Origin of the sequence: Paraburkholderia dipogonis (genome assembly GCF_046027395.1) — a bacterium.
Taxonomy (GTDB): Bacteria; Pseudomonadota; Gammaproteobacteria; order Burkholderiales; family Burkholderiaceae; genus Paraburkholderia; species Paraburkholderia dipogonis_A.
The window spans coordinates 130,459-154,134 of record NZ_JAQQEG010000010.1 but is presented as its reverse complement, the minus strand read 5'-3'; the positions used below and the strand labels follow the sequence as shown (position 1 = coordinate 154,134).

Here is a 23,676-nt window from a genome sequence, read left to right as displayed (position 1 = left end):
TGTATTTGCTGTGAATTGTTCGTCAGCCGATCCGTTGCAAGCAGTCGAACGGCTGCTCCAGCACAGCCCTGATAGCAGTCACAGCTGTGCGCAGCGCTTTGCTGCGGTGCGGCGTCCGGGATCTTTCGGACGTGATCGCGACGCTTGCATCGTAGCGCCCAAAGATCGACCGTAACAGTCACAATTTTCTGCGGAATGGACCATCACAATTCCCCTTGGCGAGCCGGGCGCGCCGCATCGATAATCGTGGATTACTCCGTTATGAGCGCTTCCATGAACACGCCCACTCCGTACCGCTACGAGCGGTTGGCCGAGCTCATCGTCGACATGATCGACAATGGCGCGCTCGCGCCGGGCACGCGCCTGCCATCCGTGCGCGCCGTCAGCGAACAGCACCGCATCAGTATCTCCACGACGCTACAGGCGTATCGCCTGCTCGAAGACCGCGGCATCCTGGTCGCGCGGCCGCAGTCAGGCTTTTACGTCGCAGCCTCGCGCCGCGGTGCACTCGCGTTACCTTCGGTCTCGCGACCGCGCGCGAAAGCGTCGGCCGTGTCGATCAGCGGAGCCGTCGCGGCACTGCTCGAGCACGCATCGAACCCGGCGCTCGTGCCGCTTGGCTGCGCCGTACCCGACGCGGCGCTGCTGCAATCGACGCGGCTCGACCTCGCGCTCGCGCGTGCAGCACGTCAACACGGCACGCGCTACAACATCTATTGCGCACCGCAAGGCGACCCGCGCCTGCGTCGCGAAATCGCGAAGCGGGCGATGCGCTTCGGGCACGCGCAGTCGCCCGACGACCTGGTCGTCACGAACGGCTGCACCGAGGCGCTGACCCTCGCGCTTACCTCCGTCGCCAGGCGCGGCGATACGATCGCGGTTGAATCGCCCACTTACTTCGGATTACTACATACGCTCGAAATGCTTGGCCTGAAGGCATTCGAGCTTCCGACGGACCCGACTCGCGGCATCGACGTCGGCGCGCTCGCACGCTTGCTCGATACGGAGCCGGTGGCGGCCTGCGCGCTGTCATCGAATTTCAACAATCCGCTCGGCTCCACAATGGCCGAGGCCGACAAGCGGGCGCTCCTCGCCCTGCTCGCGCGCCACGCCGTGCCGCTCATCGAAGACGACGTCTACGGCGACATCCACTTCGGTCGCGAGCGGCCGAAGCCGTTCATCGCGCTCGACGGCGGCGCCAATACGATCTACTGCAGTTCGTTCTCGAAGAGCCTTGCGCCCGGATACCGGATCGGCTGGATTGCCGCGGGCGCCTATGCGCAGCAGGTGATGGAACGCAAGCTCGCATTCAGCCTCTGCTGCCCCGTCTTACCCCAAGTCGCGCTTGCGGACTTCCTGGAGAGCGGCGCCTACGATACGCACTTGCGCGGCATCCGGCGCCTCTTCGAAGAGAACCTCGCGCGCATGACGCGCACGATCGAGGCAAGCTTCCCGGCCGACACGAAAGTAAGCCGGCCAGCAGGCGGCTTTGTGCTCTGGCTCGAACTGCCGAGGCGTTTCGATTCGCGAGCGCTCTTCGACGAAGCGCTCGAGCAAGGGGTTTGCTTCGCACCGGGGGACGTCTTCTCTGCGAGCCGTCGCTTTCGCAATTGCCTGCGCTTGAGCGCCGGACATGTCTGGAACGATCGAATCGAAGACGGCGTCCATCGCCTGGCCCGGCTCGCGCAGGCTCAGCTCGCGCGCTGAGCGGCTTTGGCGCATGCACGGGTGAACAAAGGGGCCTGTACGGGGAACGCGGCGGCTCACCTACGCATACTGCAATCAGAAGAGCCAGTCGGGCGCATGAGGCAAGGTTGCATTCTGAACAACGTCGTGATTGACAAACAAGGTCGCGCCCTCAGTCTCCAAAATCTCTTCGACCCTGTTCATCGACGCAATTGACTGCAGTGCGTCGACATTGAAAGAGGGAACGCATCTGCATTGGAAGTTGCGTCGATTATGAGCAACATCGCCGCTCAACAGGACACGTCCTGCCTCGGGAAGATTTACCAACAGCGAGCAATGGCCAGGGGTATGGCCGGGAGTGAAAATGATACGGACGGCGCCATCTCCGTAGACATCGTGATCACCCTCGATCAACCTAAGCTTGTTGTTACGAAGCGTACCGTACAACTCAGGGCTGAACCCGAAAGCGCCAGGATCCGGTCCAAACATGGCTTCGTATTCAGCTTTCTGCACTATCCACTCGGCCTTCGTGAACAGCCGGCAATTGCCTGCATGATCGTAATGCGCATGCGAAAGCGCCAACGTGCCGATTTCATCGGGCTCAACCCCGATTTCCGTAAGCTGCGACGCGATCGTCTTACTGATCGTTCCGCGGATACCGTGAGCGATGATACGGCCTTCCGGTTCGCCGATCAGATCGTCCTGGGTGCCGGTGTCCCATAACATCCATTGTCCGCGATGCCGGATGAGATACGCGTTGCAGCTCAGCGTCATAGGTTTGCCAACATTGAATCCGGGAGAGTAAATCGATGCATCCTCGACCTGCGCTATGCCAGCGTCGAGAACGTAGAGTCGCTCGATTGTCGCGTCATGGCTCATGGCTTTCTCCGTTCTCATCGAAGGTGAACGGCGAGCTCACCGAGCCCATCGATCGCGGACACCACTTTATCGCCCGCTTTAAGCCATTGACGCTCGTCACGCGGCACCTTTTGCCCCCAGATCACCCCCGGCGGCGTTCCGGTAAACAGGATGTCGCCCGGTTCGATCGTCATGATGCCGGTCACGTAGCTGATGATCTCGCGGCAGTCGAAGATCATTTCGCTGGTGTTGCTGTCCTGCCTGATTTCGCCGTTCACCCAAGTTCGCAACCTCAAGTTATTCGGCTCGGGCACACGATCGCGAGTAACAAGCCAGGGACCCAATGGAGCAAAGCCATCCGACATCTTCCCCGCCGTAAACTGCGTCGTGATGTTCTGCAAACCTCGGGCACTGAAGTCATTGCCGACCGCGTAACCCGCAACGACGGATAGAGCATTCTCCTTCGACACGTTCTTGCACTTCTGCCCGAACACGATCACGAGTTCCGTTTCGTAATCGAACTCCTTGTCCACTAGAGTAGGAAGTTCAATATCACCGTCATGGTGATTGAGCGCGTTCACAAACTTGCTGAAGAGCGGGGGCGCCTTGGGAATGGGAGTTCCCGTCTCCGCTGCGTGCGCCCGGTAGTTGAACCCCACGCAGATGATCTTCTGCGGTCGGCTGACGAGAGGGGCGAAAGCGGCCTCATGTACCTCAACCGATTCGATTCCGTCGTTCTGCCGAAGACGGTTCACGATGGCCGATACATCGGGAGCACGATAGTTCTGGATCAAATCGTCCATATCCAGCGGCGCCGGCATGTCGAAGTTGGCGCCAGCCTGCGTGATATTCACGATTCGGCCATCGAGCTCGGCGCCGAGGGCGAGTACACCATCAACGCGAAGATTGGCTAGCTTCAGGCTGAGATCCCCGACTTCGAGATTGGGGTTTGCGTTTTTCAATTTGCATTCCTTATGAAAATTGACAAAAAGCGGGATGAAGAGACGGGACGACCTGGGTGGTCGCAGGAACGAGGCACAACGAAACCGATCGCTCGCCACGCTCGTCGACACATTTATGTAGAATATATCTACGATAGTAGAATGTCAACGACCACCTTCCCGGCGGTCTCCATTGCTTTACTTATCGTCGCGCCGGGAGATGACCAGGTAATAAGAACAATGCTTTCTGGAGCGATTGCTGAAAGCGTGCTCGACCCGGGCTTCGAAAAACAGGGTATCTCCCTCCGACAACCGGATCTCCTGGTCCGGCAGCGAAACGATCAACTCCCCTTCTGCCACGGTGACGTGCTTTTCCGTTCCGCTTCGATAGGCAGGCATCGTGCCCGTGGACACACCAGCCGGCAGCCAGTGCTGGAGCAGCTCAACCTGGCCTCCAACCATTGACGGGGAAAGAATGTGACGCTCGAAGCCGGTTTCACTGTCCCGGAAAATATGCCGCTGATCGCGGCGAACCACCACTACCGCCTGTCGGTCCTCGACGCCGCCGGTAAGAAAGCTCAGGGTCGTCTCGAGCGCATGCGCTATTCGTTTTGCTACCCCGATTGTCGGGCTCTTCTCGCCTCGCTCGACTTTCGAAAGCATCGCTCGACTCACGCCAGACCTCGTCGCCAGTTCTTCGAGTGTCAGCTCGCCGCGTTCCCGCAGCGCGCGCATGCGCCGCCCAAATTCCTGATTCAACTCGTCGTGGTCGCCTGCAGCTTCAGGTGGAAGTGCCATAAGCCTGTTCATCTATGACTGTTCATTAGGGGGTCGGCGAGAGTCTAGCGCATCGTCACAAGCTTTTTTTGAAAACGCTTGATGGCTCACTAACTGTCTGCTAGTGTATCTTCCATAGTAGATTGTGTCTACCATGTAAGAAGATTGGAGCCATTTCTGAAGAAGCGCGCGAATATTTAGATCAGACGAAGGCGGCGAGGAGCGGATTGATGTCGCGGCCAGGATACCGGCCCGCGCCCCGCCATGTGGCCGACGCCGGTCGTCCGATACCCCCTTTTTTAGCGTACGCAAAAGAGATATTTTTATCCGGGCTATCGCGCCTCGCCGCCTTCGGCTAAGACTCGCGCCCGAATCAGGAGGTGACATGACTCAACCGATCGACGCACTTTTCGAGCAGGACCGCGCGCATTTCATGCATCCATCCACGCACGCTCACGATCACCAGAGCGGCGCGCTGCCAGGCAAGATCGTGCGCGGCGGCAGCGGCATCCGCATCGAAGATCATGAAGGCAGGCAGTACATCGACGCCTTTGCGGGACTTTACTGCGTGAACATCGGCTATGGCCGTACCGAAGTCGCCGACGCCATGTATCAGCAGGCAAAGCAGCTTGCCTATTACCACACCTACGTCGGTCACTCGTCGGACGCGATCATCGAACTGTCTTCGCGCCTCATAGAATGGGCGCCGGCCGGCATGAAGAAGGTGTACTACGGCATGTCCGGCTCGGACGCGAACGAAACGCAGGTCAAGCTCGTCTGGTACTACAACAACGTGCTGGGCCGCCCGAACAGGAAGAAGATCATCTCACGCGAACGCGGCTACCACGGCTCGGGCATCGTGACGGGTAGTCTCACAGGCCTGCCGAGCTTCCATCAGCATTTCGACCTGCCGATCGATCGCGTGAAGCACACGGTCTGCCCGCACTGGTATCGAAAGGCACCCGCGGGAATGAATGAGGCCGCGTTCGTTGTCTATTGTGTAGACGAACTCGAAAAACTGATCGCGCGCGAAGGCGCCGACACGATCGCCGCCTTCATCGGCGAGCCGGTGATGGGCACAGGCGGCATCATCGAACCGCCGGCCGGCTACTGGCCTGCCATCCAGTCGGTGCTGCGCAAGCACGACATTCTGCTGATCTGCGACGAAGTGGTGTGCGGCTTCGGCCGGCTCGGCTCAAAGATGGGTGCGCAGCACTTTGGCATCCAGCCTGATCTCATTACCGTCGCGAAGGGACTCACGAGCGCTTATGCGCCGCTTTCCGGTGTGATCGTGGGCGAAAAGGTCTGGGACGTGATTGCGCGAGGCTCGCAGGAGCATGGACCGATGGGACATGGCTGGACCTATTCGGGGCATCCGGTGTCCGCGGCTGCGGCGCTCGCCAATCTGGCGATCCTGGAGCGTGAAAAGCTCGTGGAAAACGCCGCGCAGGTGGGCTCGTACTTCGGCACGAAGCTGCGTGAAGCGTTCGGCACGCACCCGCTCGTGGGCGAGGTGCGCAGCGCCGGCATGCTAGCTGCACTGGAATTCATGGCGGACAAGGAGGCGCGCCAGCCCTTCGACCCGGCATTGAAGATCGGGCCGCGGGTGGCCGCAGCCGCGCTGCAGCGAGGTCTGATCGCGCGCGCCATGCCGCACGGCGACATCCTCGGCTTCGCGCCGCCGCTCGTGATGCGCCGCGACGAGGCAGACGAGATCGTTGGCATCGTAAAGCAGGCCGTGGACGAGGTTGCGGAGCGAGCTCTCGCGGACGCCGGCTGACATTGCCGCTACGCTCCGCATCCTGTTAGTGCTTGTCCCGTTGAACGGAGGCAACTGTGTCGAATACTCATGAAGTGATCGTCAGCTTTCAAGGCGTTAGGAAAACTTACGATGGCGAATCGCTCGTCGTCAAATCGCTCGATCTGGACATCTACCGTGGGGAATTTCTGACGTTGCTCGGACCGTCTGGGTCCGGCAAGACGACCTGCCTGATGATGCTTGCGGGGTTCGAATTTCCTACGGGTGGCGAGATTCGCCTCGACGGCAAGCTGCTCAACAACGTACCGCCGCACAAGCGGGACATTGGCATGGTGTTTCAGAACTACGCGCTGTTTCCGCACCTGACCGTCGAGCAGAACGTCGCTTATCCGCTCAGCGTGCGCAAGGTGTCCGCAATCGAACGGGCCGCGCGTGCGGACGAAGCACTGAAGATGGTACGCATGGACAGTTTCGCGAAGCGCTATCCAGCACAACTCTCAGGTGGCCAGCAGCAGCGCATCGCCTTGGCGCGCGCACTCGTGTTCAAGCCGAAGCTCGTTCTCATGGACGAGCCGCTTGGCGCCCTCGACAAGCAACTGCGCGAACATATGCAATACGAGCTGAAGTCGCTACACGCGGACCTTGGGCTGACGTTCGTCTACGTCACGCACGATCAGGACGAGGCTCTCACCATGTCCGATCGGGTCGCGGTGTTTGACAAGGGCGTCGTGCAGCAGCTCGACACCGTCGACAGCATGTACGAATCGCCATGCAACGAGTTCGTGGCGAGCTTCATCGGTGATAGCAACCGGCTGCACGGCACTATTGCGTCGGTGGATGGCGAATTCTGTAACTTCCGTCTCGACGACGGTACGCGGCTCGTCGGGCGCAATATCGATAATGCGGCGGCGGGCGCATCCGCCGTCGCATGCATCCGCCCTGAGCGCATGAGCGTCGTGTATGGCAGCGACGATGCAAACGGTGCAGCAGCGAACGCGCTCGCGGGAGAGGCACGTAGCCTGATCTATTTCGGTGATCACGTGCGGATGCGCTGCGCGTTCACAGGGCAGGACGAATGTTTCGTCAAAGTCCCGCTCGGTACCGGCGCGCTTGAACAATTCTCACCCGGTGCACCCGTGATGCTCGCATTCGCGCCCGAACATCTGCGCGTCTTCGCGTGAACGGTCTACACGCGCCCACGCCACCTGGTCCAAATCTACGATTCGTTTCCATCACGAGGAGAAGAAATCATGATCACTCGAGCAAAGCTTGCCGCGCCCTGCACGGTGCTGGCTCTTACGCTGGTGATGTCCGGCACATCCGCAGCCGCTGCGGAACTGACGGTTGTCAACTTCGGCGGCAGTTGGGGGCAAGTGCAGACCATCGCATTCAACCAGCCGTTCGAGAAAGCGACCGGCAACAAGGTTACCGTCGTCGAGTACAACGGCGAGCAGGCCAGGGTGAAGGCCATGGTCGAGGCAAAGCACGTCAACTGGGACGTAGTCGAGGTCGAGTCGGGCGAGCTGAACCGCGGCTGCGATGAGGGCTTGTACGAACAACTCGACTGGTCGAAGATCGCGAAGAAGTCAGACCTGGTGCCCGAAGCGCCGCAGACCTGCGGCGTCGGCTTCGTAGTGTGGTCCATGGCGCTTGCCTATAACGCCGACAAACTCAAGACGGCGCCAACGAGCTGGGCTGATTTCTGGGACGTCAAGAAATTCTCTGGCAAGCGCGCGATGCGCAAAGGCGCGCGCTACAACCTCGAGTTCGCGCTGATGGCCGACGGCGTCGCGCCGAAGGACGTGTACAAGGTGCTCGCTACGAAGGCCGGCCAGGATCGCGCGTTCAGGAAGCTCGACCAACTGAAGCCGAACATCCAGTGGTGGGAGGCGGGTGCGCAGCCGCCGCAGTTCCTCGTCGCCGGTGATGTCGTGATGTCGACCGCGTTCAACGGCCGCATCGATGCCGCACAAAGAGAAGGCCAGAACCTGAAGGTCATGTGGAACGGCAGCATTTACGATCTCGACTACTGGGCGATTCCGAAGGGCACGCCGAACAAGGCGCTCGCCGAGAAATACATCGCGTACACGCTCACGCCAAAACAGCAGGTTACGTTCACGCAGCATATCGCGTACGGCCCGGCAGACGTCGCGGCGCTCAAGTCGCTCGATGCAAAGACACTCGCGAACCTGCCCAACTCTCCGACGAACGCCAAAGACGCGGTGCTGCAGGACATTGGCTTCTGGACCGATCACGGCGATGAACTCGAGCAGCGCTTCGCCGCATGGGCCTCGAAGTAAGTGTACGGCTGTTCTGGTCCAACCGGCCGCGCGGCGCGCATCGCGTCGTGCGGCATTCCGCCGGATCGCCGTCTGGCCGGAGAAAAACGTTGAATACGATGACGATCGCTCCCTCCTCTTCGACGCCGTCGACAGCCGCGCTCAAGCGCGAACTCAAGTCCGCGGAGGCCCGCAAGCGTGTGACGGCGCTGCTGCTGATAGCGCCGCTCGCAGTCTTCGTCCTGCTCATCTTCGTCGTGCCGATCGGTGCGCTGCTCACGCGCGCGGTGCAAAACCCCGAGATCGCAACGTCGCTGCCGAACACGGTCGCTGCGTTGTCGGGTTGGGACCGTCACGCGCCACCGGCCGACGCAGCGTACGTTGCGCTCGCGGCCGACATGACCAGGGTCGCCGGCAGCGATGCAATGGGTACGCTCGCGTCGCGTCTGAACCACGAGATTCCCGGCTTTCGTTCACTCGTTGCGAAGACGGCGCGCGCGATGCCGCTCAAGGGCGGCAACGACCACGCACTGACGCCCGCGCAGACGCGCGAGAAGGTCGTGGAGCTCGATGCGCGCTGGGGCGACACGGCATACTGGCAGGCAATCGCGAAGAACGGGAATCAGATCTCACCGTTCTATCTGCTCGCCGCACTCGACCACAAGCAGGACGGCTTCGGTCATATCGTGCACGCCGATCCCGACCAGTCGATCTACCTCACGATCTTCGGCCGTACGTTCGTGATTGGCGCCGCGGTCACCGTTTTTGCGCTGCTACTCGGCTACCCGCTCGCGTACTGGATCTCGCAGCTGTCGGAGCGCCGCGCGAACCTCGTGATGATCCTCGTGCTGATCCCCTTCTGGACATCGGTCCTGGTCCGTGTCGCGGCGTGGATCGTGCTGCTTCAGAACGCTGGACTCGTCAACAACGCGCTGATCGGCATCGGGCTGATCTCGCATCCGTTGATGCTACTGTTCAACCGGGTCGGCGTGTACATCTCGATGACGCACATCCTGCTGCCATTCATGATCCTGCCGCTCTACAGCGTGATGAAGTCGATTCCGCCGACCTACCAGCGCGCGGCCGTGTCGCTCGGCAGTCATCCGTTCGCGGCGTTCTGGCGCGTGTACGTGCCGCAGACCTATCCGGGCGTCGCCGCCGGTGCACTGCTTGTGTTCATTCTCGCGATCGGCTACTACATCACCCCGGCGCTGGTCGGCGGACCGGACGACCAGATGGTCAGCTATTACGTCGCGTACTACACGAACGGTACGATCAACTGGGGCATGGCGTGCGCGCTTGGCGGGTTGCTGCTCGCGGCGACGCTCGCGCTGTATGCGGTGTACAGCCGCTTCACGCGCTCGAAACTGAGCCTCGGCTGAACCGATGACTACTGGAAAAGCAAGGGGAATCCGACCATGAAACTTGCCAGGCCGCTGTTCGCGCCGCATATGTCGTTGGCCGAGCGCGCGTGGTACGTCGCGCTTCGCTTGCTCGTCGTGCTGACGCTGCTGTATCTGATCCTGCCGGTACTCGCGATCGTGCCACTGTCGTTCTCGTCGAGCACATTCCTCGTCTATCCGATCCCGGGCTTCTCGATGCGCTGGTACGAGCACCTGATCGCCTCGGACGAGTGGCGGACGGCCGCGAAGAACAGCTTTATCGTCGCGCCGTCGGCGACCGTCGTCGCAACCGTGCTCGGTACGCTCGCCGCGATCGGTCTCACGAAAGCCGACTTCCGCGGCAAAGGGCTCCTGATGGCCGTGCTGATATCGCCGATGATCGTGCCCGTCGTCGTGGTCGGCGTCGGCATGTACCTGTTCTTCGCCCCGCTCGGCCTTGCGAATAGCTACACGGGGCTGATCGCCGCGCATGCGGCGCTCGGCGCCCCTTTCGTCGTCACGACCGTCGCGGCGACACTGCAGGGCTTCAACCATAACCTCGTGCGCGCAAGCCTGTCACTAGGAGCGAATCCGGTGACGACGTTCTTCCGCGTCACCCTGCCGGTGATCGCCCCTGGTGTGATGTCGGGCGCGCTTTTCGCGTTCGCGACGTCGTTCGACGAAGTGGTCGTCACGCTGTTTCTCGCGGGCGCCGACCAGACAACGCTGCCGCGCCAGATGTTCACTGGGATCCGCGAGAACATCAGCCCAACGATCGCTGCGCTAGCGACGATCCTGATCCTGTTCTCGACGAGCCTGCTGCTCGCGCTCGAATGGCTGCGCGGCCGCAACGCGAGGAGCGCTGTTGCCTGACAGGAGACGGTCACTGACACACACTATCGACGAAGAGAGGCTCGATCTCCGTCATTGGCGTCGTCAATTGAAGCGTCCCCGTCGGCGTGTGACTCGAGCTGGACAAGATATCAATCTACGTTACAGCGCCGTCGCGGACGTGATTTGCCTTACGCCACCCCCGAAGCGCCGCGTGGCCGCACACGCGACGACACGGCGATGGCCTGGTCATGCAGGGGGCACCTCCATCGAGAGACGTCCGCTGACGACCAGGGAGCAGCGCTTAACGGGCTGCGACCGCCTGAATCTCCACTAGCAGGTTGGGTTCCGCAAGGCCGGCGACGATGACCATGGTGGTAGCAGCGGCGTGACCGGCAAATCGACGCTCGCGCTCCTTTCGATAAAAAGGCACGAGGTCCGGCCGGGTGATGAAGCCGTCCACCTTGACCAAATCGGTTACGGTCATACCGGCATCGGCGAGCACCGCCAGCAGATTGTCCCAGGCCAGCTCGATTTGCTTCTCAGGGTCATCTGGAACGATGCCTTCAGGCGTGACGCCAACCTGGCCTGAAACATATAGCCAGCGTGCGCCACCCGGCACCGACGCGCCATGGCTGTAGCAGGAAAACGGCGGTGCAATGCCAGCAGGATTGTGCAATCGGATAGTCATCGTTAGCTCCTTCTATTTTAGGATTTGGGAGAGGACGGCCACATGTGACCTTCCGCCGACTCCAAATGCGTAGGACGAACACAAACGCATGCGGCGGTTGCGCTGATGGTTGTCCGCTCACTCTTCTGGAAAGACGCCCACACCGAGAATGAAAGCACCGACCCGAGCGAGTTAGCACAAGGCGATGCGTAGTTCACCCAGCCTCTTCTCCGGGAAGACAAGGTTCGTCACCAGGCTTAAGCCATTGCCACTCGACTGAGATCGTCAACACCCGACTTATTGCTGGTGCTTTTAAATAAGTAATCCGAAATGTAATGGGTTAGACAGAACGGATCGGAGACAATCTCTTGCCCGGGACCTACCCGACTGAAGTGACTGTCAGCCAAATGTTCCCGGCGCGCCTTCAGTGTTGCAGGACGCATCGTGTCGGTAGAATACATCTACCATTGAAGAAATGTCAAACGACGTCTGGGCGGTGCCCATATGGGTAGGTCCCGAATGATTCCGCTGTGAAAGGCATCGAGCGACCGATTGTCAGGTAGCTTCCGCCGTAACGGAATCCCCCGTTCAGTGGTACAGGGAACGAGCGGTCGGTTCTCGGCGGGGGCGCCGCTTTTCAACGGTGGTAACGCAAGTTGTCGCTGCAACCTGCTCGTCCACGATCAGGAACGCCCCTTCTCGACCGTTCTCTGCGTTCGATAATATCGACGCTATACGCTCAGGCTGCGCGATCTTGCATGGATCTCGCGGTTGCGACTGCAAATTCGGCGGGCATCGTATCGGCGTCGTGGTTGGGACAACTTTCTACCGTCACCAACCACGAGACCGACAGACGCCCACGGACCCGCGCGGCGTCTAGTCTCTCCGGCAGAATTTCACAGTGAGGAAATTTCCCCTCATTCCCACTCGATTGTCAATCCAGTGGCTGCACCCTTTGTGGGAACGGATTGCCGCCAGGTCATGTATCGACGATACCGTCACCGATACCGAAAAACCTAGTCGGCAGTTATCGGCTTTCGATAGACTGCATCGGAGATTCAACCCGTGCTTTCGTCGATGGATCAGGAACACTAGGCATTTGAGGGCGATTTCTCCAAGGATATCGTCATCGATACCGTCAGGCACGTCCAAGGTAATCCTGGCAGAGCTTGCTGAAGCCATGATTTCAACCCGGGAACGATCCCTGGCAGACTTCATTCGCCCCAGAGCTAGACGTTCCAGACTGTCGCGCTGCCGGTTAATCACCCACAGGACTACTAGTCGGCGCTGAAGCTCGCCTAGCGTACCGGCCAGCATCGCACCAAATCGCGCAACACCCGCCTGATTACGCGCCGCCGTATTGACGATTACTGCCGCGTCCCGGTGTCCGTCGCAGAAATTGACGAGGCCAATCCAGCCGTCTGCATCGTCCAGACTATAGGCAACGCAATGCATCTCGTCCTGAACCGCCTTCATGACGTCCGGATTTGAGGTGTCGGTTTCAACCAGCGCGGCATGGATATCCTGACGCTGGAGATAATCGGCCAGCGCAAGCGATACAAAGCTCTTACCCACACCGCCCTTGCTGCCGCCAACCAGATAAATGGGGGGAATCGTCGTGTCCATTTGAGCCCTCTACAAGTTTTCAACATCGGGCGTGATCTCGAACGAGAACGCGTCCCGAATTACCATTGATCCCTGCTGACTGACTGCCCTTCCCCCATCCTGCGTTTTCCCGGCAGGCTTGTTGCCGGCATGTAATGCTCTTTCCTGACTACCCTTCTTCGCGCGTGCTGCCGTCGTCGCACCCTGCACACCATTCGCTTCTGCCTGAACAGGCCGACTCTCCTTTGCAGCGCGTTGCATCGCGTATCTCAACGTGCTCGCGCTGATTTCGACGCCATCCTGGGCAAGCTGCTGCACGATTTCCTCCAGCGTGTACCCCTTTTTCTGGGCGCTGCAGATCTGGGCCTGCATCGACTTGATTGCATCCCGCACATTGACGCGATGCTCATGCGCAGGCTTTGCCGGCAGCGTATCGAGACGGCGCGAGGCGGCGTCCCATTGCGCCTGGGTAAAGCTCTTCACCATCGGCATGACTCGCTCCGGTGTGCGGCCTGAATGCCATCTTGCAAACGATTCCCGATGATCGTCAACACCCTGAATCAGGCCTGAAGCAAGGCACGAGAACACGGCGGAATACAGAGGAACTGACCGGAATAGGAAATTTTTTTGCGTCGTTTTGTACGGGCAACACGTGGGGATTCGTGCGAGAAGGCACGACCGTCGAGGCTACCCAGCGATAGCAATCAATGGTTGCGCGCTTCTACAGGTTTGACCGGTAGGAACATTGTTCACCGTAGGAGGCTGCGATCGCGCAAGTTGCGCCGAGCAATCGCAGGATTCGATTTAATCCGCTTCGTTATACAGGTTTTTTCTGCGCTGCTCGCCAACACCTGGCATCTCCAAGTGGCGGAAGAGGCTGCCTTCTCGCGTAGACATTCAACAGGTCATTTGAATTTTTCTGCGCGAAGCATGGAACTCCGTGTTCTCCATATTGCGCCAGCAATTACGGGTTTCTTTCTCCAGACTGTTCGGTCAATTTGCGAGCAGGGAAATCTACCCGTACGATGTCGCGCACCTTCCCTCGCAAGAGGTTCAGTTTTCTGCGTGCCACAGATGTCTTTTCTGTGCTAGTGGATCGTTTTTCTTGCGCCAGGTGGTCATTCTTTTCGCGCGGCGTCGGCTACCCTACTCACGGGATCTGCGGACGACAAACTGAACAACGGAAAAACAAGGGATGGCAGGATAGGCTACCGCCGGTTTTGGGCGCCATGTGCAATGCACTTCTACTAGATAAACATGGTCGCGGCCTCAGTAACCTTGCGCTTGTTAACAAACGCTCTCGCGTTGACCGGGATCCTGTTGCGTACGCTGGTGGTGTGAACGATCAGATCAACGAGGATATCGAGCACTGTATTCGTGGCCGCCGAAATAGCTCGCGATCCGCAGCGGAGTTGAGAGGTCGAACGAACCCTACTTCAGCCGGTCGTCGCCGATGTCGCGGCTAGGACTGATTGCAAAGATCAGCGGGCGTTAGAGACGTCGTCGCGGCCGGCGGGTGTCGGCAATTGCGATCACTGTTAGCCCGTCATGAGGCAACTGCTATACCGAAAAGCGGCCCGCTCGCCGCATCGGTCGGGGTCTCAAGAAAATGCAAAGAACGATACTACTTTGAGCCGGGCAACCACCAGCCGATCCGTCCCGCCCGCCCTCGCCTTTGCGACACCTGGTCGCCGCGATAACGTGGGCTATCGCCGCCCCGACCAGCAGATTCTTCTCGGTTCGATGTGCCCATTGAGGACTCCCGCCCACGCATGGATTCAGCGAAGCAGCCCGTCAGAGCACCTTGTTCTTATCGAGCTTCTTGCCCGATGCCGCGTTGTAGTGGTCGACGTATTCGCCAAGCAATGCCCGGATCGCGCGTCCGATCTTCACATAGTCGCTCTCGTTGAGATTCGCAAGCGACACGCGGCCCGACGGATGCTGTGTACCGAAACCGCGTCCCGGCAGCAGCACGACCCGCGCGTCCTTCGCGAGACGGAACAGCATCTCGGACGGCTCAGTGTTCTTGATCACCCAATCGACGAAGTCGCGTCCGTAGGCTCGCTCACCGAGGAACTCGAGATCGAGGATCGTGTAGTAGTCAACCTTGTTCTCATCATCGTCATCGAAGCTAATGCCGATCTCGCGGTATAGCGCCTGCTTACGGCTGCGGATCAGCCGCTTGAGCGCATTCTTGTACGCATCGGGCGTATCCATCAGCGAGAACAGAGAGAACAACACCATCTGCACCTGCTGCGGTGTCGACAAGCCAGCTGTGTGATTCAGCGCGACGGTGCGGCTGTCGGCCACGAGACGATCGATGAACTTGAGCTTGGCCGGCTCGGTCGTGATCGACTCGTAGCGCGTGTTCAGTTCCTTTTTGACGTCCTTGGGCATCTCGGCGAGCAGCCTGTCGAGCACATTGTCGCGATGCGTCGCAATCGTGCCCAGGCGCCAGCCGGTCGCGCCGAAGTACTTCGAGTACGAATACACGAGGATCGTGTTCTTAGGTGCGAGTGCGAAAAGCGACACGAAGTCATCGGCGAAGGTGCCATAAACGTCGTCGGTCAGCAGGATCAGGTCGGGACGTTCCTTGACGATGTCGGCGATGTATTCGAGGCTCTCGTCGCTGATCTTTACCGAAGGTGGATTGCTCGGATTCACGAGGAAGAACGCCTTCACCTTCGGATCGCGCAGTTTGTCGAGTTCCTTCTTCGAATATTGCCAGCCGTTTTCCACGTCGGCATTCAGGTTCACGACATTCAACTGGTAGTCGTTCAGACGCGGAATTTCGATGTACGGCGTAAAGATCGGCATGCCGAGCGCAATCGTGTCACCTGCCTGGATCAGGTGATTCTCACGCATCGTGTTGAAGATGTACGTCATCGCCGCCGTGCCGCCTTCGACAGCGAAGATGTCGAACTCGCCGATGAACGGATGCTTGCCGATCATCTCTCGACGCAGATACTGCCCAACGATGATCTCCGAGAGCTTGAGCATCCGGTCCGGCACCGGATAGTTGCAGGCGAGAATGCCTTCGCACATTTCATAGAGGAAGTCGCCGGCAGACAGTCCGAGCTGGTCGCGTACATACGAAACGGCGGCGCCCAGGAAGTCAATACCGGGCACGCCCCGGTTTTCGCGCAGGAATAGCTCGAAGCGTTCGGTGAGCCCTTCACGCTTCGGAAAGCCGCCGATGCCCTCCGGCATGTACGCAAACGAACGCTCAGATTCACGCATCGCGAATAGCCCGATCTGCCAGAAACCGTGGCGTGGAACCGTCGCGAGAAAGTTTGGATTGCCGCGACCGGCATTGAGCATCGATGCGTTCGCCGCGCGCTCGACTGCGCCGCCGCCCGCGGCCTTGATGAGTTCGTCCTTCAGTTCGAACGGGCTGAGCGCCGCCATCGCAGCACGATCGCCTGCGCCCGCTTTAGAAGACTTCGCCATCCAACACCTCCATTGAGGGTTAACGTGCAGGAAAAGCCGAATGCGTCAATGTGGGAGTCAGGTCAACAGCATCACGATGACCATCCCCCAGATCGTAAGCAGCGTATTGCCCACTGCGTAGGTGACGGTGTAACCGAGACCCGGCACCTGGCTTTTGGCCGCGTCGCAGATCATGCCGAGCGCGGCTGTCGTCGTTCTCGCCCCGGCACAGATGCCGAGCAGAATCGCAGGATGGAACTTGAAAATGTATTTGGCAATGAACATGCCAAGGATGAGCGGTACACTGGTCGCGAAGATGCCCCACAGGAAGAGGCTCACACCCAGTTGCTGAAGGCCCGAGACGAAACCCGGCCCCGCCGTGATACCGACCACCGCAATGAACACGTTCAGACCGACTGAGTTCATGAACCAGATGGTCGGCTCGGGGATCCGGCCGAAGGTCGGATGAATCGCGCGCAACCAGCCGAACACGATACCCGCGATCAGCGCACCGCCCGCCGTCGATAACGTAATGGGAATCGCCCCAACCTTGATCACGACGGCACCGATCAGGGCGCCGAGCGTAATCGCAAAACCAACGAACGCGATATCCGCGGCGCCGGTGGGCCGATCGAGCACGCCCAGATCTTTCGCGGCCGCCGTGGTGTCCTGCGTGCGGCCGATGATAGTGACGGTGTCGCCACGATGCAGCCTGGTGCTCGGTAAGACCGGAATCGGTGTTTCCGTCGCGCCACGCTTGATCCTGCGCAGGAAGACGCCGCGCGCCAGAGGCCGCGCCGCCAACTCCTGCAAGGTCTTCCCGTCGACCTCCTTGTTCGTGACATAAACGTCGACACCTTCGGCCGGCACGGCCAGCAATTCCGGATCGTCGACCTCGGTACCCCGTGGCCCCAGCATCGCCACGAGATGCTCGCGGCGCCCGGCAACGGCGACCACGTCGCCCGCCTGCAGCACATCGTCGAGCTTTGCGTCCTGAAGCACGCCACTGCGTCTGATCCGTTCAACGAATAGCCGGGCTCCTTCTGGCGACCTCACTTCAGCCTGTGCCACCGTCAGGCCGACAGCCGGGCCGTGTTCCGCAATCCGGTAGGCACGCAATTCATATTGGTGCCATGCCACGGCGGCCCCACCTGACTCCTGTGCCCCGCCCAGCGTCGCTTCATACTCTTTGCACGCTGCCACGAGATCGATACCCAGGAGCTTCGGTCCGAGCGTCGCGAGGATCAGTGCGGAGCCAATAGTGCCGAAGATGTAGGTGACGGCATAGGCGGTCGGCATTGCGTCCAGCAGCGCCTTCGTCTGGTCGGCGGGTAGCCCGAGGCGATTCATGGCGTCTGTGGCAAGGCCCATCGATGCAGAGATGGTTTGCGACCCCGCGAAGAGGCCCGCGGCCGAACCGACGCTATACCCGGCAAGCTTCGCCGCAACATAGGGCGCCGCGAGACACAATATGCACTGAACGACAGAAAACAATGCTTGCGGCAAGCCGTCCTTCGCAACGCCACGGACGAACTGCGGGCCGACGCCATAACCGACGGCGAATAGAAACATCAAGAAAAACACTGACTTGACGTTAGCCGAGACGGTAATACCCAGCTGTCCGATCGCAATGGCGGCAAGCAGCGTCGCCGTCACCGCCCCGAGAGTAAACCCGCGATAGCTTTTCCCGCCTATCCAATATCCGATCCCCAACGAGAGAAAAATGGCGATCTCGGGGTAACTGCGTAATGTTGTAGTGAACCATGACATACGCACTCCTTGGTGGACTGCTTCTCGACGATATATTCGACAGGCTCAAGCAATAACATACGGGCATTCCAGCCCGGCGCAGCCGCGTGCTGCTGAGCCGACCGACGCGCAGGCAGTACGTTCGGGAAGGAAAGGGTCGTCGATTGAGTGTAGGAAATGAAACCTGAAATACAATCCTTTCAACGGATCTGGGAGCGCACCAGAATGCTCCACACGATGGAGTTCAGAGGTCAAGGAACGGTTAAGCTTCGCACGCCCTTGATGTCATATGCGGAGCGATGATGCTGCCCAACCCTATCTAGATGGGAGAGGAACATGAGCAAGCTGACCACCACGATCAAGCGCGAATTTATGGAGATGCTGCCGCCGACTATCTTCTTCGTCATCCTCCACATCGTCGCGATCATTCGGGCCCTGACAACAAAGGGCACCGACATTACGCTGCCCACTTCCGCCTCGGTGACCATCGCCGCTCTGATTCTCAGCAAATCGGTGCTGGTCGCCAACATGCTGCCGTTCGTCAACCAGTTTCCCGAGAAACCGCTGATCTGGAATGTCGGATGGAGGACGTTCATTTACACGATTGTGGCGTTGCTCGTGCACTACGCGGAGCACCTGTACGACTACTGGAAGGAAGCACCGGGCCTGGTTGCCGCCAACAACATGCTGTTTGCCGAACTCAACTGGGCGCATTTCTGGGCCATCCAGATCCTGCTGGTCACGCTAATCGCCAACTACTGTGTGCTCGCCGAACTCGCACGTGTAGTCGGTCGCGACAAGCTCAAGGCGTTGTTCTTCGGTCCCCTGCCCCACAAGCCCGACGGGCAGACTATCGTCTAGTTCAGCTTCAGACATGACCGCGCAGGTTATTGCAGGCGTGCAATGAATTCAGCTGCGTGCGGTTGCATGGGTGCCAGCTGCGAGGTTGGTGATACGCCGTTAGTTACCGGGCCGGCCCCAGCGATACCTCCGCGTTCGCCGAACCGCCAGCGATATAGGCCTGGCGGTTCAGCGTGTTGCCGCTGGCGGTGTACGCGCCGACCGCCGCACTGTCCTGCCGATGCGCCTTCGCGCCTTGACCGACGGCAACGCTGTTATGTGGCTTCGCCCCCCTCCGGAATGAGGGGTTCACATAACGCCTGCGGCGTTATAGTCGGCGTCAACGGCTGGCTACAACAAATGGAGACAGATGATGAAAATGAATTTCGCCCGCATGACCGAACAATTGTCCGTTCGCCATCGCGACCGCGAGGCGCTTGTGAATATCGAACGCCAACGGCGCTTCACGCACCGCGATCTACATCTGCTCACCAATCGCATCGTGAACATGATGGTCGAGCGTCTCCAACTGCGGCGCGGCGACACCTATTTGTGCATTCTGGAGAACGACAATCTGTCGTTGCTGCACGCCTGGACCGCACTGAAGGGCGAAGCCGCCGCCGCATGGACGAATTTCCGCGACTCGAGCGACGAGCACCGCTGGCAAATCGAGTTTATCCAGCCCAAGGTGGTGTTTCTTGAGAACGCGCTTCTCGATCGCTACTTCGACATGCTGCATGAGCGCGGCATCCTGGTCGTCTGCATGGATCCGCCGCCGGGCGCGCGCGAAGGGCTGGCTTACTTCTGGGACCTTCTGGAAGACGTTTCCGATCGAAACCCCGGGATCGAAAGCGATCCCGACACCGACGTCCTTATCTACCGGTTCACCGGCGGAACCACCGGCAAGAGCAAGTGCGCGCAGTACACCATGGAAAACTGGCTGGCCTGCCGGAACTCGGCCTACCTGGAGAGTGAACAGCTGTACGACGCCGACTCGCGGTGCCTGCATATGGCGCCGATCAGTCACGGTTCGGGAATGGCCTTGCTGGCAGCGCTCTTTCGTGGGGGCTGCACCGCCACGCAGAACCTGCCCGATCTGACCCAGTGGTGCCGCAACGTCGAGACTGAGCGAATCACCATGAGCGCGCTCGTGCCGACGCTGTTGTACTGGCTGCTCGATCTGGCCGAAGCTTCCGCCTACGACCTGTCGACGCTGCGCACGATCGCCTACGGTGCCGCCCCGATGAGCCCGGCCAAACTCGATCAGGCGCAGAAGCGTTTCGGTAACATTTTCGTGCAGGTGTACGGGGGAACTGAATGCCTGCAATACGCCACGATGCTGACCAAAGCGGACCATCTGACGGCAGCGGAAACCGGCCATCTTGCTTCTGCCGGACGCGTGGCAATCGACGTCGAACTGATGATCGTCGACGAGACAGGTAAGGAAGTCGCGCCGGGCGCAACGGGCGAGATCTGGATCCGCTCGCGGGCGACCATCGACGGTTACCTCAATAACCCGGAAGGCACGGCCAGCGAATTCTCCAACGGCTTCTGGAAGTCAGGCGATCTCGGCTATCTCGACGACCAGGGCTTTCTGTACATCGTCGACCGCAAGAAAGACATGATCATCACCGGCGGCTTCAATGTCTATGCAGTCGAAGTGGAAGCCGCGCTAAATGCTCATCCGGCGGTGTCGAACTCGACCGTGGTGGGCGTGCCGCACGATGAATGGGGCGAAGCCGTGCACGCGGAAGTGGTTCTGCGTGCCGGCGAATCCGTCACCGCCGAAGCATTGATTGAACATGTGAAGAGCCGCATAGGCCGCTACAAGGCGCCCAAGTCGATCGTGTTCGTGGAGGATCTCCCGGTCAGCGTGGTCGGCAAGGTATTGCGCCGCAAGGTCCGCGAAAAGTATTGGGCTGATCGTTCGCGGCAGGTTGGATAGTACTGGCGCGCTTTGCCCGCAGCTCCGGCTGCGGGCTCGGCGTTCCCTAGCGGTCCGCCGCGACCGTAAGCGGCGCGAGCGCCGCTCGCATCGCATCGGACAAATGCATCGGGCGACGCGCAATGCGATCGACGTAGACATGCACGAAATGACCTTGCGCTGCGGGCTCCGCCTCACCTTCACGAAAGAGCCCAACCTCATATCGAACACTCGATGAGCCGAGTCTCGCCACGCGCAGCCCGGCGTCGACGCGGTCCGGAAATGCGACCGACGAAAAATAGTTGCACTGGGTTTCGACGACAAGCCCAATCGCTTCGCCGTGCTCGAAATCGAGTACCCCCATTCGGAGCAGATACTCGTTCACGACCGTATCGAAGTAGCTGTAATAGACAACGTTGTTGACATGTCCGTAGACGTCGTTATCCATCCATCGAGTCGGAATCGAGAGGAAGTGACGGTACGCATCACGTGACAAGGCAGTGGGTTTCTTCATTGCTGCTTTCCCCCGTTCAAACCGCCGCGCCACCGTAAGGAACGTCCTTATGGCCGTAACGGCGCACACGCAGGTTAGCCTGCTCGCCGTGGCCTGCGAAGCCTTCAAGCGCGCACAAACGCGAGCAGTACTCGCCGATCATCGCCGATGCCTCGTCCGTCATGACCTTCTGATAAGTGCAGGTCTTCAGGAACTTGCCCACCCACAGTCCGCCCGTGTAGCGTGCCGCCTTTCGGGTCGGCAGTGTATGGTTCGTGCCAATCACCTTGTCGCCAAACGACACGTTGGTGCGCGGCCCAAGGAAGAGCGCACCGTAGTTGGTCATGTTGCGCAGGAAATAGTCGGTATCGCGCGTCATCACCTGCACGTGCTCCGAAGCGATCTCGTTGGCGATGCGAACCATCTCTTCGTCGCTTTCCGCCACGATCACTTCGCCATGCTTGTCCCACGACTTGCGGGCAATATCAGCCGTCGGCAGTATTTTGAGCAGGCGTTCGACTTCGGCCATCGTCTCGCGAGCCAGCTTCTCCGAGGTGGTCAGCAGGATCGCGGGCGAATCGGGACCGTGCTCGGCCTGGCCGAGCAGATCGGTTGCGCACATTTCGCCGTCGACAGATTCGTCGGCGATCACCAGCGTCTCGGTCGGACCGGCGAAGAGATCGATCCCTACCCGCCCGAACAATTGCCGCTTCGCTTCAGCCACGAATGCGTTGCCTGGCCCGACGAGCATGTCGACGGGCGCAATGCTCTGCGTGCCGATCGCCATCGCGCCGATGGCCTGGATGCCGCCCAGACAGTAGATCTCGTGCGCGCCTGCCATATGTTGTGCAGCGACGACGGCGGGTGCCGGTTTACCGTGAAACGGCGGCGCGCAGGTCACAATGCGCGGCACGCCGGCCACCCTCGCGGTAATCACCGACATATGCGCCGACGCCAGCAACGGATACTTGCCGCCAGGCACATAGCAACCCGCAGCGTTCACCGGCAAATTCTTGTGACCGAGAACGACGCCCGGCAACGTTTCGACTTCGATGTCGCGGATCGAGTCGCGCTGGTGGCGCGCAAAATTCTCAACCTGCTTCTGCGCGAATTCGATGTCGGCGATGTCACGCGCTGACAATTGCGACAGACATTGATCGATTTCACCTTGCGACAGGCGGTAGTCGTCACGCTCCAGTTTGTCGAAGCGGATCGACAGATCACGCACCGCGGCATCGCCTCGCGCCTCGATATCTGCCAACGTTGCTTCAACCGTTTCGCGTACTTCGCGCGCGGCCGCCTTCAGAACCTCCGCCTCGGCGCCTCGCTTGAGCCAAATTGCCATTTCTAATCCCTGCCATCTATGATTATGCGGCCTCGCGCGCCGGCCGCCCACCACGCCGGATTTTCAGCACCGGCATCTACAGCCCCCGCCGCTTCAATACGAAAACGGCCCCGGCAGCATCACCACCGGGGCCGTTCACTCCGTTACTGGCCGCAAGCCAGCTTCAGGAACGCCTGCACCTGCGGGCCCGACTCTTCATAGGCGCGCGCCGTGCTCCAGTTCGCGATCTCGTCGAAGCGCGCCGCGATGCCTTCGGGCGTCAGCTCCGCGTCCGACAGCAGCACCGGCGCGGTCTCCACCACCGTCGCCGCGGCAAACGCACCGCCGCCCGCTGCGATAATCGTCTTCGACGGCGCATCCTCGCCGCACAAGAACAGCACCGCCGGCGTCACGCGTTCCGGCTGGATCCGCTGCAGCATCGCTTCGGGCAGAATGTCGGACGTCATGCGCGTGGCCGCCACCGGCGCGATCGTGTTCACCTTGATGTTGTACTTGCGGCCTTCGGTCGTCAGTGCGTTCATCAGGCCGATCACCGCCATCTTCGCGGCTCCATAGTTCGCCTGGCCGAAATTGCCATACATGCCCGAGGACGACGTGGTCATCACGATGCGCCCAAACTCCTGCGCACGCATGATCTCCCACACCGCCTTCGAGCAATTGATCGAGCCCATCAGGTGCACGTCGAGCACCGCCTTGATATCGGCCATCTCGAGCTTCTGGAAACTCTTGTCGCGCAGGATGCCGGCGTTGTTCACGAGGATGTCGACGCGCCCAAACTCCGTCACCGTGCGCTCAACCATCTTCTGCACCTGATCGTAGTCGGCCACATTCGCACCGTCGGCGATCGCCATGCCGCCTGCCTTGACGATCTCCTCGACCACCGCGAGCGCCGCCTCGGACGAGCCGCCGCTGCCATCGCGCGCGCCGCCGAAATCATTGACGACGACCTTCGCGCCACGTGCGGCCAGCGCCAGCGCGTGAACACGGCCCAAACCGGCGCCCGCGCCGGTCACAATGGCGACCTTGCCATCAAAACGAATTGTCATGGTTTGCTCTCCAGATTAATAGTCATTGCTGATTCTTCGGAATCAGAAGTCGGACACGATCG

General features: G+C 60.2%; 20 protein-coding genes. 8 read left to right on the top strand and 12 right to left on the bottom strand.

The features are described 5' to 3' along the window. Nucleotides 1-273: 273 nt before the first annotated feature. On the top strand, nt 274-1,707 hold the full coding sequence (locus tag PQR32_RS12530) for an aminotransferase-like domain-containing protein (protein WP_408226564.1): 1,434 nt from the start codon (nt 274-276) through the stop codon (nt 1,705-1,707). A gap of 75 nt (nt 1,708-1,782) precedes the next feature. On the opposite strand, the gene PQR32_RS12525 is transcribed toward PQR32_RS12530, so the two are convergent. The 3 genes from PQR32_RS12525 to PQR32_RS12515 form a co-directional block, all read right to left on the bottom strand. Then, nucleotides 1,783-2,565 carry an N-acyl homoserine lactonase family protein gene (locus tag PQR32_RS12525; protein ID WP_408226561.1) on the bottom strand — a complete coding sequence of 261 codons (783 nt, stop codon included), beginning with the start codon at nt 2,563-2,565 and terminating at the stop codon, nt 1,783-1,785. A 14-nt stretch (nt 2,566-2,579) separates the two neighbouring features. Further along, nucleotides 2,580-3,506, bottom strand: a complete 927-nt coding sequence (locus tag PQR32_RS12520) for a fumarylacetoacetate hydrolase family protein (RefSeq protein ID WP_408226558.1) — start codon at nt 3,504-3,506, stop codon at nt 2,580-2,582. Nucleotides 3,507-3,683: 177 nt separating this feature from the next. After that, entirely contained in the window at nt 3,684-4,283 is a 600-nt protein-coding gene (locus PQR32_RS12515; protein ID WP_408226555.1) for a helix-turn-helix domain-containing protein, read from the bottom strand. 364 nt (nt 4,284-4,647) lie between these two features. Between PQR32_RS12515 and PQR32_RS12510 the strand changes: the two genes are divergently transcribed. The 5 genes from PQR32_RS12510 (at nt 4,648) to PQR32_RS12490 (ending at nt 10,555) form a co-directional block, all read left to right on the top strand. Continuing rightward, nucleotides 4,648-6,042: an aspartate aminotransferase family protein gene (locus PQR32_RS12510; protein WP_408226552.1), complete on the top strand. Its 1,395-nt coding sequence runs from the start codon at nt 4,648-4,650 to the stop codon at nt 6,040-6,042. A 74-nt stretch (nt 6,043-6,116) separates the two neighbouring features. Continuing rightward, the gene (locus tag PQR32_RS12505; RefSeq protein ID WP_408226732.1) at nt 6,117-7,202 is read left to right on the top strand and encodes an ABC transporter ATP-binding protein; all 1,086 of its coding nucleotides are present in this window, start codon (nt 6,117-6,119) and stop codon (nt 7,200-7,202) included. Nucleotides 7,203-7,271: 69 nt separating this feature from the next. Continuing rightward, on the top strand, nt 7,272-8,321 hold the full coding sequence (locus tag PQR32_RS12500) for an ABC transporter substrate-binding protein (protein ID WP_408226549.1): 1,050 nt from the start codon (nt 7,272-7,274) through the stop codon (nt 8,319-8,321). 89 nt (nt 8,322-8,410) lie between these two features. After that, on the top strand, nt 8,411-9,682 hold the full coding sequence (locus tag PQR32_RS12495; RefSeq protein WP_408226546.1) for an ABC transporter permease: 1,272 nt from the start codon (nt 8,411-8,413) through the stop codon (nt 9,680-9,682). Between the two features lie 36 nt (nt 9,683-9,718). Further along, the gene (locus tag PQR32_RS12490) at nt 9,719-10,555 is read left to right on the top strand and encodes an ABC transporter permease (protein WP_408226543.1); all 837 of its coding nucleotides are present in this window, start codon (nt 9,719-9,721) and stop codon (nt 10,553-10,555) included. A 262-nt stretch (nt 10,556-10,817) separates the two neighbouring features. Here the strand turns inward: PQR32_RS12490 and PQR32_RS12485 are convergent, their stop codons facing one another. The 5 genes from PQR32_RS12485 to aspT all read right to left on the bottom strand — a co-directional run bounded on the left by PQR32_RS12485 (nt 10,818) and on the right by aspT (nt 17,987). Then, nucleotides 10,818-11,204 (bottom strand): RidA family protein, encoded by a 387-nt coding sequence (locus PQR32_RS12485; protein ID WP_408226540.1) that lies wholly within the window; start codon nt 11,202-11,204, stop codon nt 10,818-10,820. Between the two features lie 855 nt (nt 11,205-12,059). Continuing rightward, the gene (locus PQR32_RS12480; RefSeq protein ID WP_408226537.1) at nt 12,060-12,809 is read right to left on the bottom strand and encodes a nucleotide-binding protein; all 750 of its coding nucleotides are present in this window, start codon (nt 12,807-12,809) and stop codon (nt 12,060-12,062) included. A 9-nt stretch (nt 12,810-12,818) separates the two neighbouring features. Then, the gene (locus tag PQR32_RS12475; RefSeq protein WP_408226534.1) at nt 12,819-13,280 is read right to left on the bottom strand and encodes a hypothetical protein; all 462 of its coding nucleotides are present in this window, start codon (nt 13,278-13,280) and stop codon (nt 12,819-12,821) included. A 1,302-nt stretch (nt 13,281-14,582) separates the two neighbouring features. After that, entirely contained in the window at nt 14,583-16,238 is a 1,656-nt protein-coding gene (locus tag PQR32_RS12470; protein WP_408226531.1) for a bifunctional aspartate transaminase/aspartate 4-decarboxylase, read from the bottom strand. A gap of 57 nt (nt 16,239-16,295) precedes the next feature. Next, on the bottom strand, nt 16,296-17,987 hold the full coding sequence (gene aspT, locus PQR32_RS12465) for an aspartate-alanine antiporter (RefSeq protein WP_408226528.1): 1,692 nt from the start codon (nt 17,985-17,987) through the stop codon (nt 16,296-16,298). Between the two features lie 315 nt (nt 17,988-18,302). Here aspT and PQR32_RS12460 point away from each other — a divergent pair, with 315 nt between their 5' ends. After that, entirely contained in the window at nt 18,303-18,827 is a 525-nt protein-coding gene (locus PQR32_RS12460; RefSeq protein ID WP_408226525.1) for a hypothetical protein, read from the top strand. Nucleotides 18,828-18,930: 103 nt separating this feature from the next. On the opposite strand, the gene PQR32_RS12455 is transcribed toward PQR32_RS12460, so the two are convergent. Beyond that, nucleotides 18,931-19,119: a hypothetical protein gene (locus tag PQR32_RS12455; protein WP_408226522.1), complete on the bottom strand. Its 189-nt coding sequence runs from the start codon at nt 19,117-19,119 to the stop codon at nt 18,931-18,933. Nucleotides 19,120-19,176: 57 nt separating this feature from the next. On the opposite strand from PQR32_RS12455, the gene PQR32_RS12450 reads away from it, so the two are divergent. After that, complete coding sequence (locus tag PQR32_RS12450; RefSeq protein ID WP_408226519.1) at nt 19,177-20,751, top strand: class I adenylate-forming enzyme family protein; 1,575 nt, start codon at nt 19,177-19,179, stop codon at nt 20,749-20,751. A 46-nt stretch (nt 20,752-20,797) separates the two neighbouring features. Here the strand turns inward: PQR32_RS12450 and PQR32_RS12445 are convergent, their stop codons facing one another. From PQR32_RS12445 to PQR32_RS12435, 3 genes are all read right to left on the bottom strand, one after another. After that, entirely contained in the window at nt 20,798-21,244 is a 447-nt protein-coding gene (locus PQR32_RS12445) for an acyl-CoA thioesterase (RefSeq protein ID WP_408226516.1), read from the bottom strand. A gap of 16 nt (nt 21,245-21,260) precedes the next feature. Beyond that, nucleotides 21,261-22,568: a histidinol dehydrogenase gene (hisD, locus tag PQR32_RS12440; RefSeq protein ID WP_408226513.1), complete on the bottom strand. Its 1,308-nt coding sequence runs from the start codon at nt 22,566-22,568 to the stop codon at nt 21,261-21,263. 143 nt (nt 22,569-22,711) lie between these two features. After that, nucleotides 22,712-23,614 (bottom strand): SDR family NAD(P)-dependent oxidoreductase, encoded by a 903-nt coding sequence (locus PQR32_RS12435; protein ID WP_408226510.1) that lies wholly within the window; start codon nt 23,612-23,614, stop codon nt 22,712-22,714. Nucleotides 23,615-23,676: the final 62 nt, after the last annotated feature.

What these genes read in the sequence shown, in the direction of transcription:
- PQR32_RS12530 (WP_408226564.1), top strand. Translation starts at nt 274, where the DNA reads ATGAACACGCCCACTCCGTACCGCTACGAGCGGTTGGCCGAGCTCATC.
- PQR32_RS12525 (WP_408226561.1), bottom strand. Translation starts at nt 2,565, where the DNA reads ATGAGCCATGACGCGACAATCGAGCGACTCTACGTTCTCGACGCTGGC.
- PQR32_RS12515 (WP_408226555.1), bottom strand. Translation starts at nt 4,283, where the DNA reads ATGGCACTTCCACCTGAAGCTGCAGGCGACCACGACGAGTTGAATCAG.
- PQR32_RS12510 (WP_408226552.1), top strand. Translation starts at nt 4,648, where the DNA reads ATGACTCAACCGATCGACGCACTTTTCGAGCAGGACCGCGCGCATTTC.
- PQR32_RS12500 (WP_408226549.1), top strand. Translation starts at nt 7,272, where the DNA reads ATGATCACTCGAGCAAAGCTTGCCGCGCCCTGCACGGTGCTGGCTCTT.
- PQR32_RS12490 (WP_408226543.1), top strand. Translation starts at nt 9,719, where the DNA reads ATGAAACTTGCCAGGCCGCTGTTCGCGCCGCATATGTCGTTGGCCGAG.
- PQR32_RS12485 (WP_408226540.1), bottom strand. Translation starts at nt 11,204, where the DNA reads ATGACTATCCGATTGCACAATCCTGCTGGCATTGCACCGCCGTTTTCC.
- PQR32_RS12480 (WP_408226537.1), bottom strand. Translation starts at nt 12,809, where the DNA reads ATGGACACGACGATTCCCCCCATTTATCTGGTTGGCGGCAGCAAGGGC.
- PQR32_RS12475 (WP_408226534.1), bottom strand. Translation starts at nt 13,280, where the DNA reads ATGCCGATGGTGAAGAGCTTTACCCAGGCGCAATGGGACGCCGCCTCG.
- PQR32_RS12470 (WP_408226531.1), bottom strand. Translation starts at nt 16,238, where the DNA reads ATGGCGAAGTCTTCTAAAGCGGGCGCAGGCGATCGTGCTGCGATGGCG.
- aspT (WP_408226528.1), bottom strand. Translation starts at nt 17,987, where the DNA reads ATGTCATGGTTCACTACAACATTACGCAGTTACCCCGAGATCGCCATT.
- PQR32_RS12460 (WP_408226525.1), top strand. Translation starts at nt 18,303, where the DNA reads ATGAGCAAGCTGACCACCACGATCAAGCGCGAATTTATGGAGATGCTG.
- PQR32_RS12450 (WP_408226519.1), top strand. Translation starts at nt 19,177, where the DNA reads ATGATGAAAATGAATTTCGCCCGCATGACCGAACAATTGTCCGTTCGC.
- PQR32_RS12445 (WP_408226516.1), bottom strand. Translation starts at nt 21,244, where the DNA reads ATGAAGAAACCCACTGCCTTGTCACGTGATGCGTACCGTCACTTCCTC.
- hisD (WP_408226513.1), bottom strand. Translation starts at nt 22,568, where the DNA reads ATGGCAATTTGGCTCAAGCGAGGCGCCGAGGCGGAGGTTCTGAAGGCG.
- PQR32_RS12435 (WP_408226510.1), bottom strand. Translation starts at nt 23,614, where the DNA reads ATGACAATTCGTTTTGATGGCAAGGTCGCCATTGTGACCGGCGCGGGC.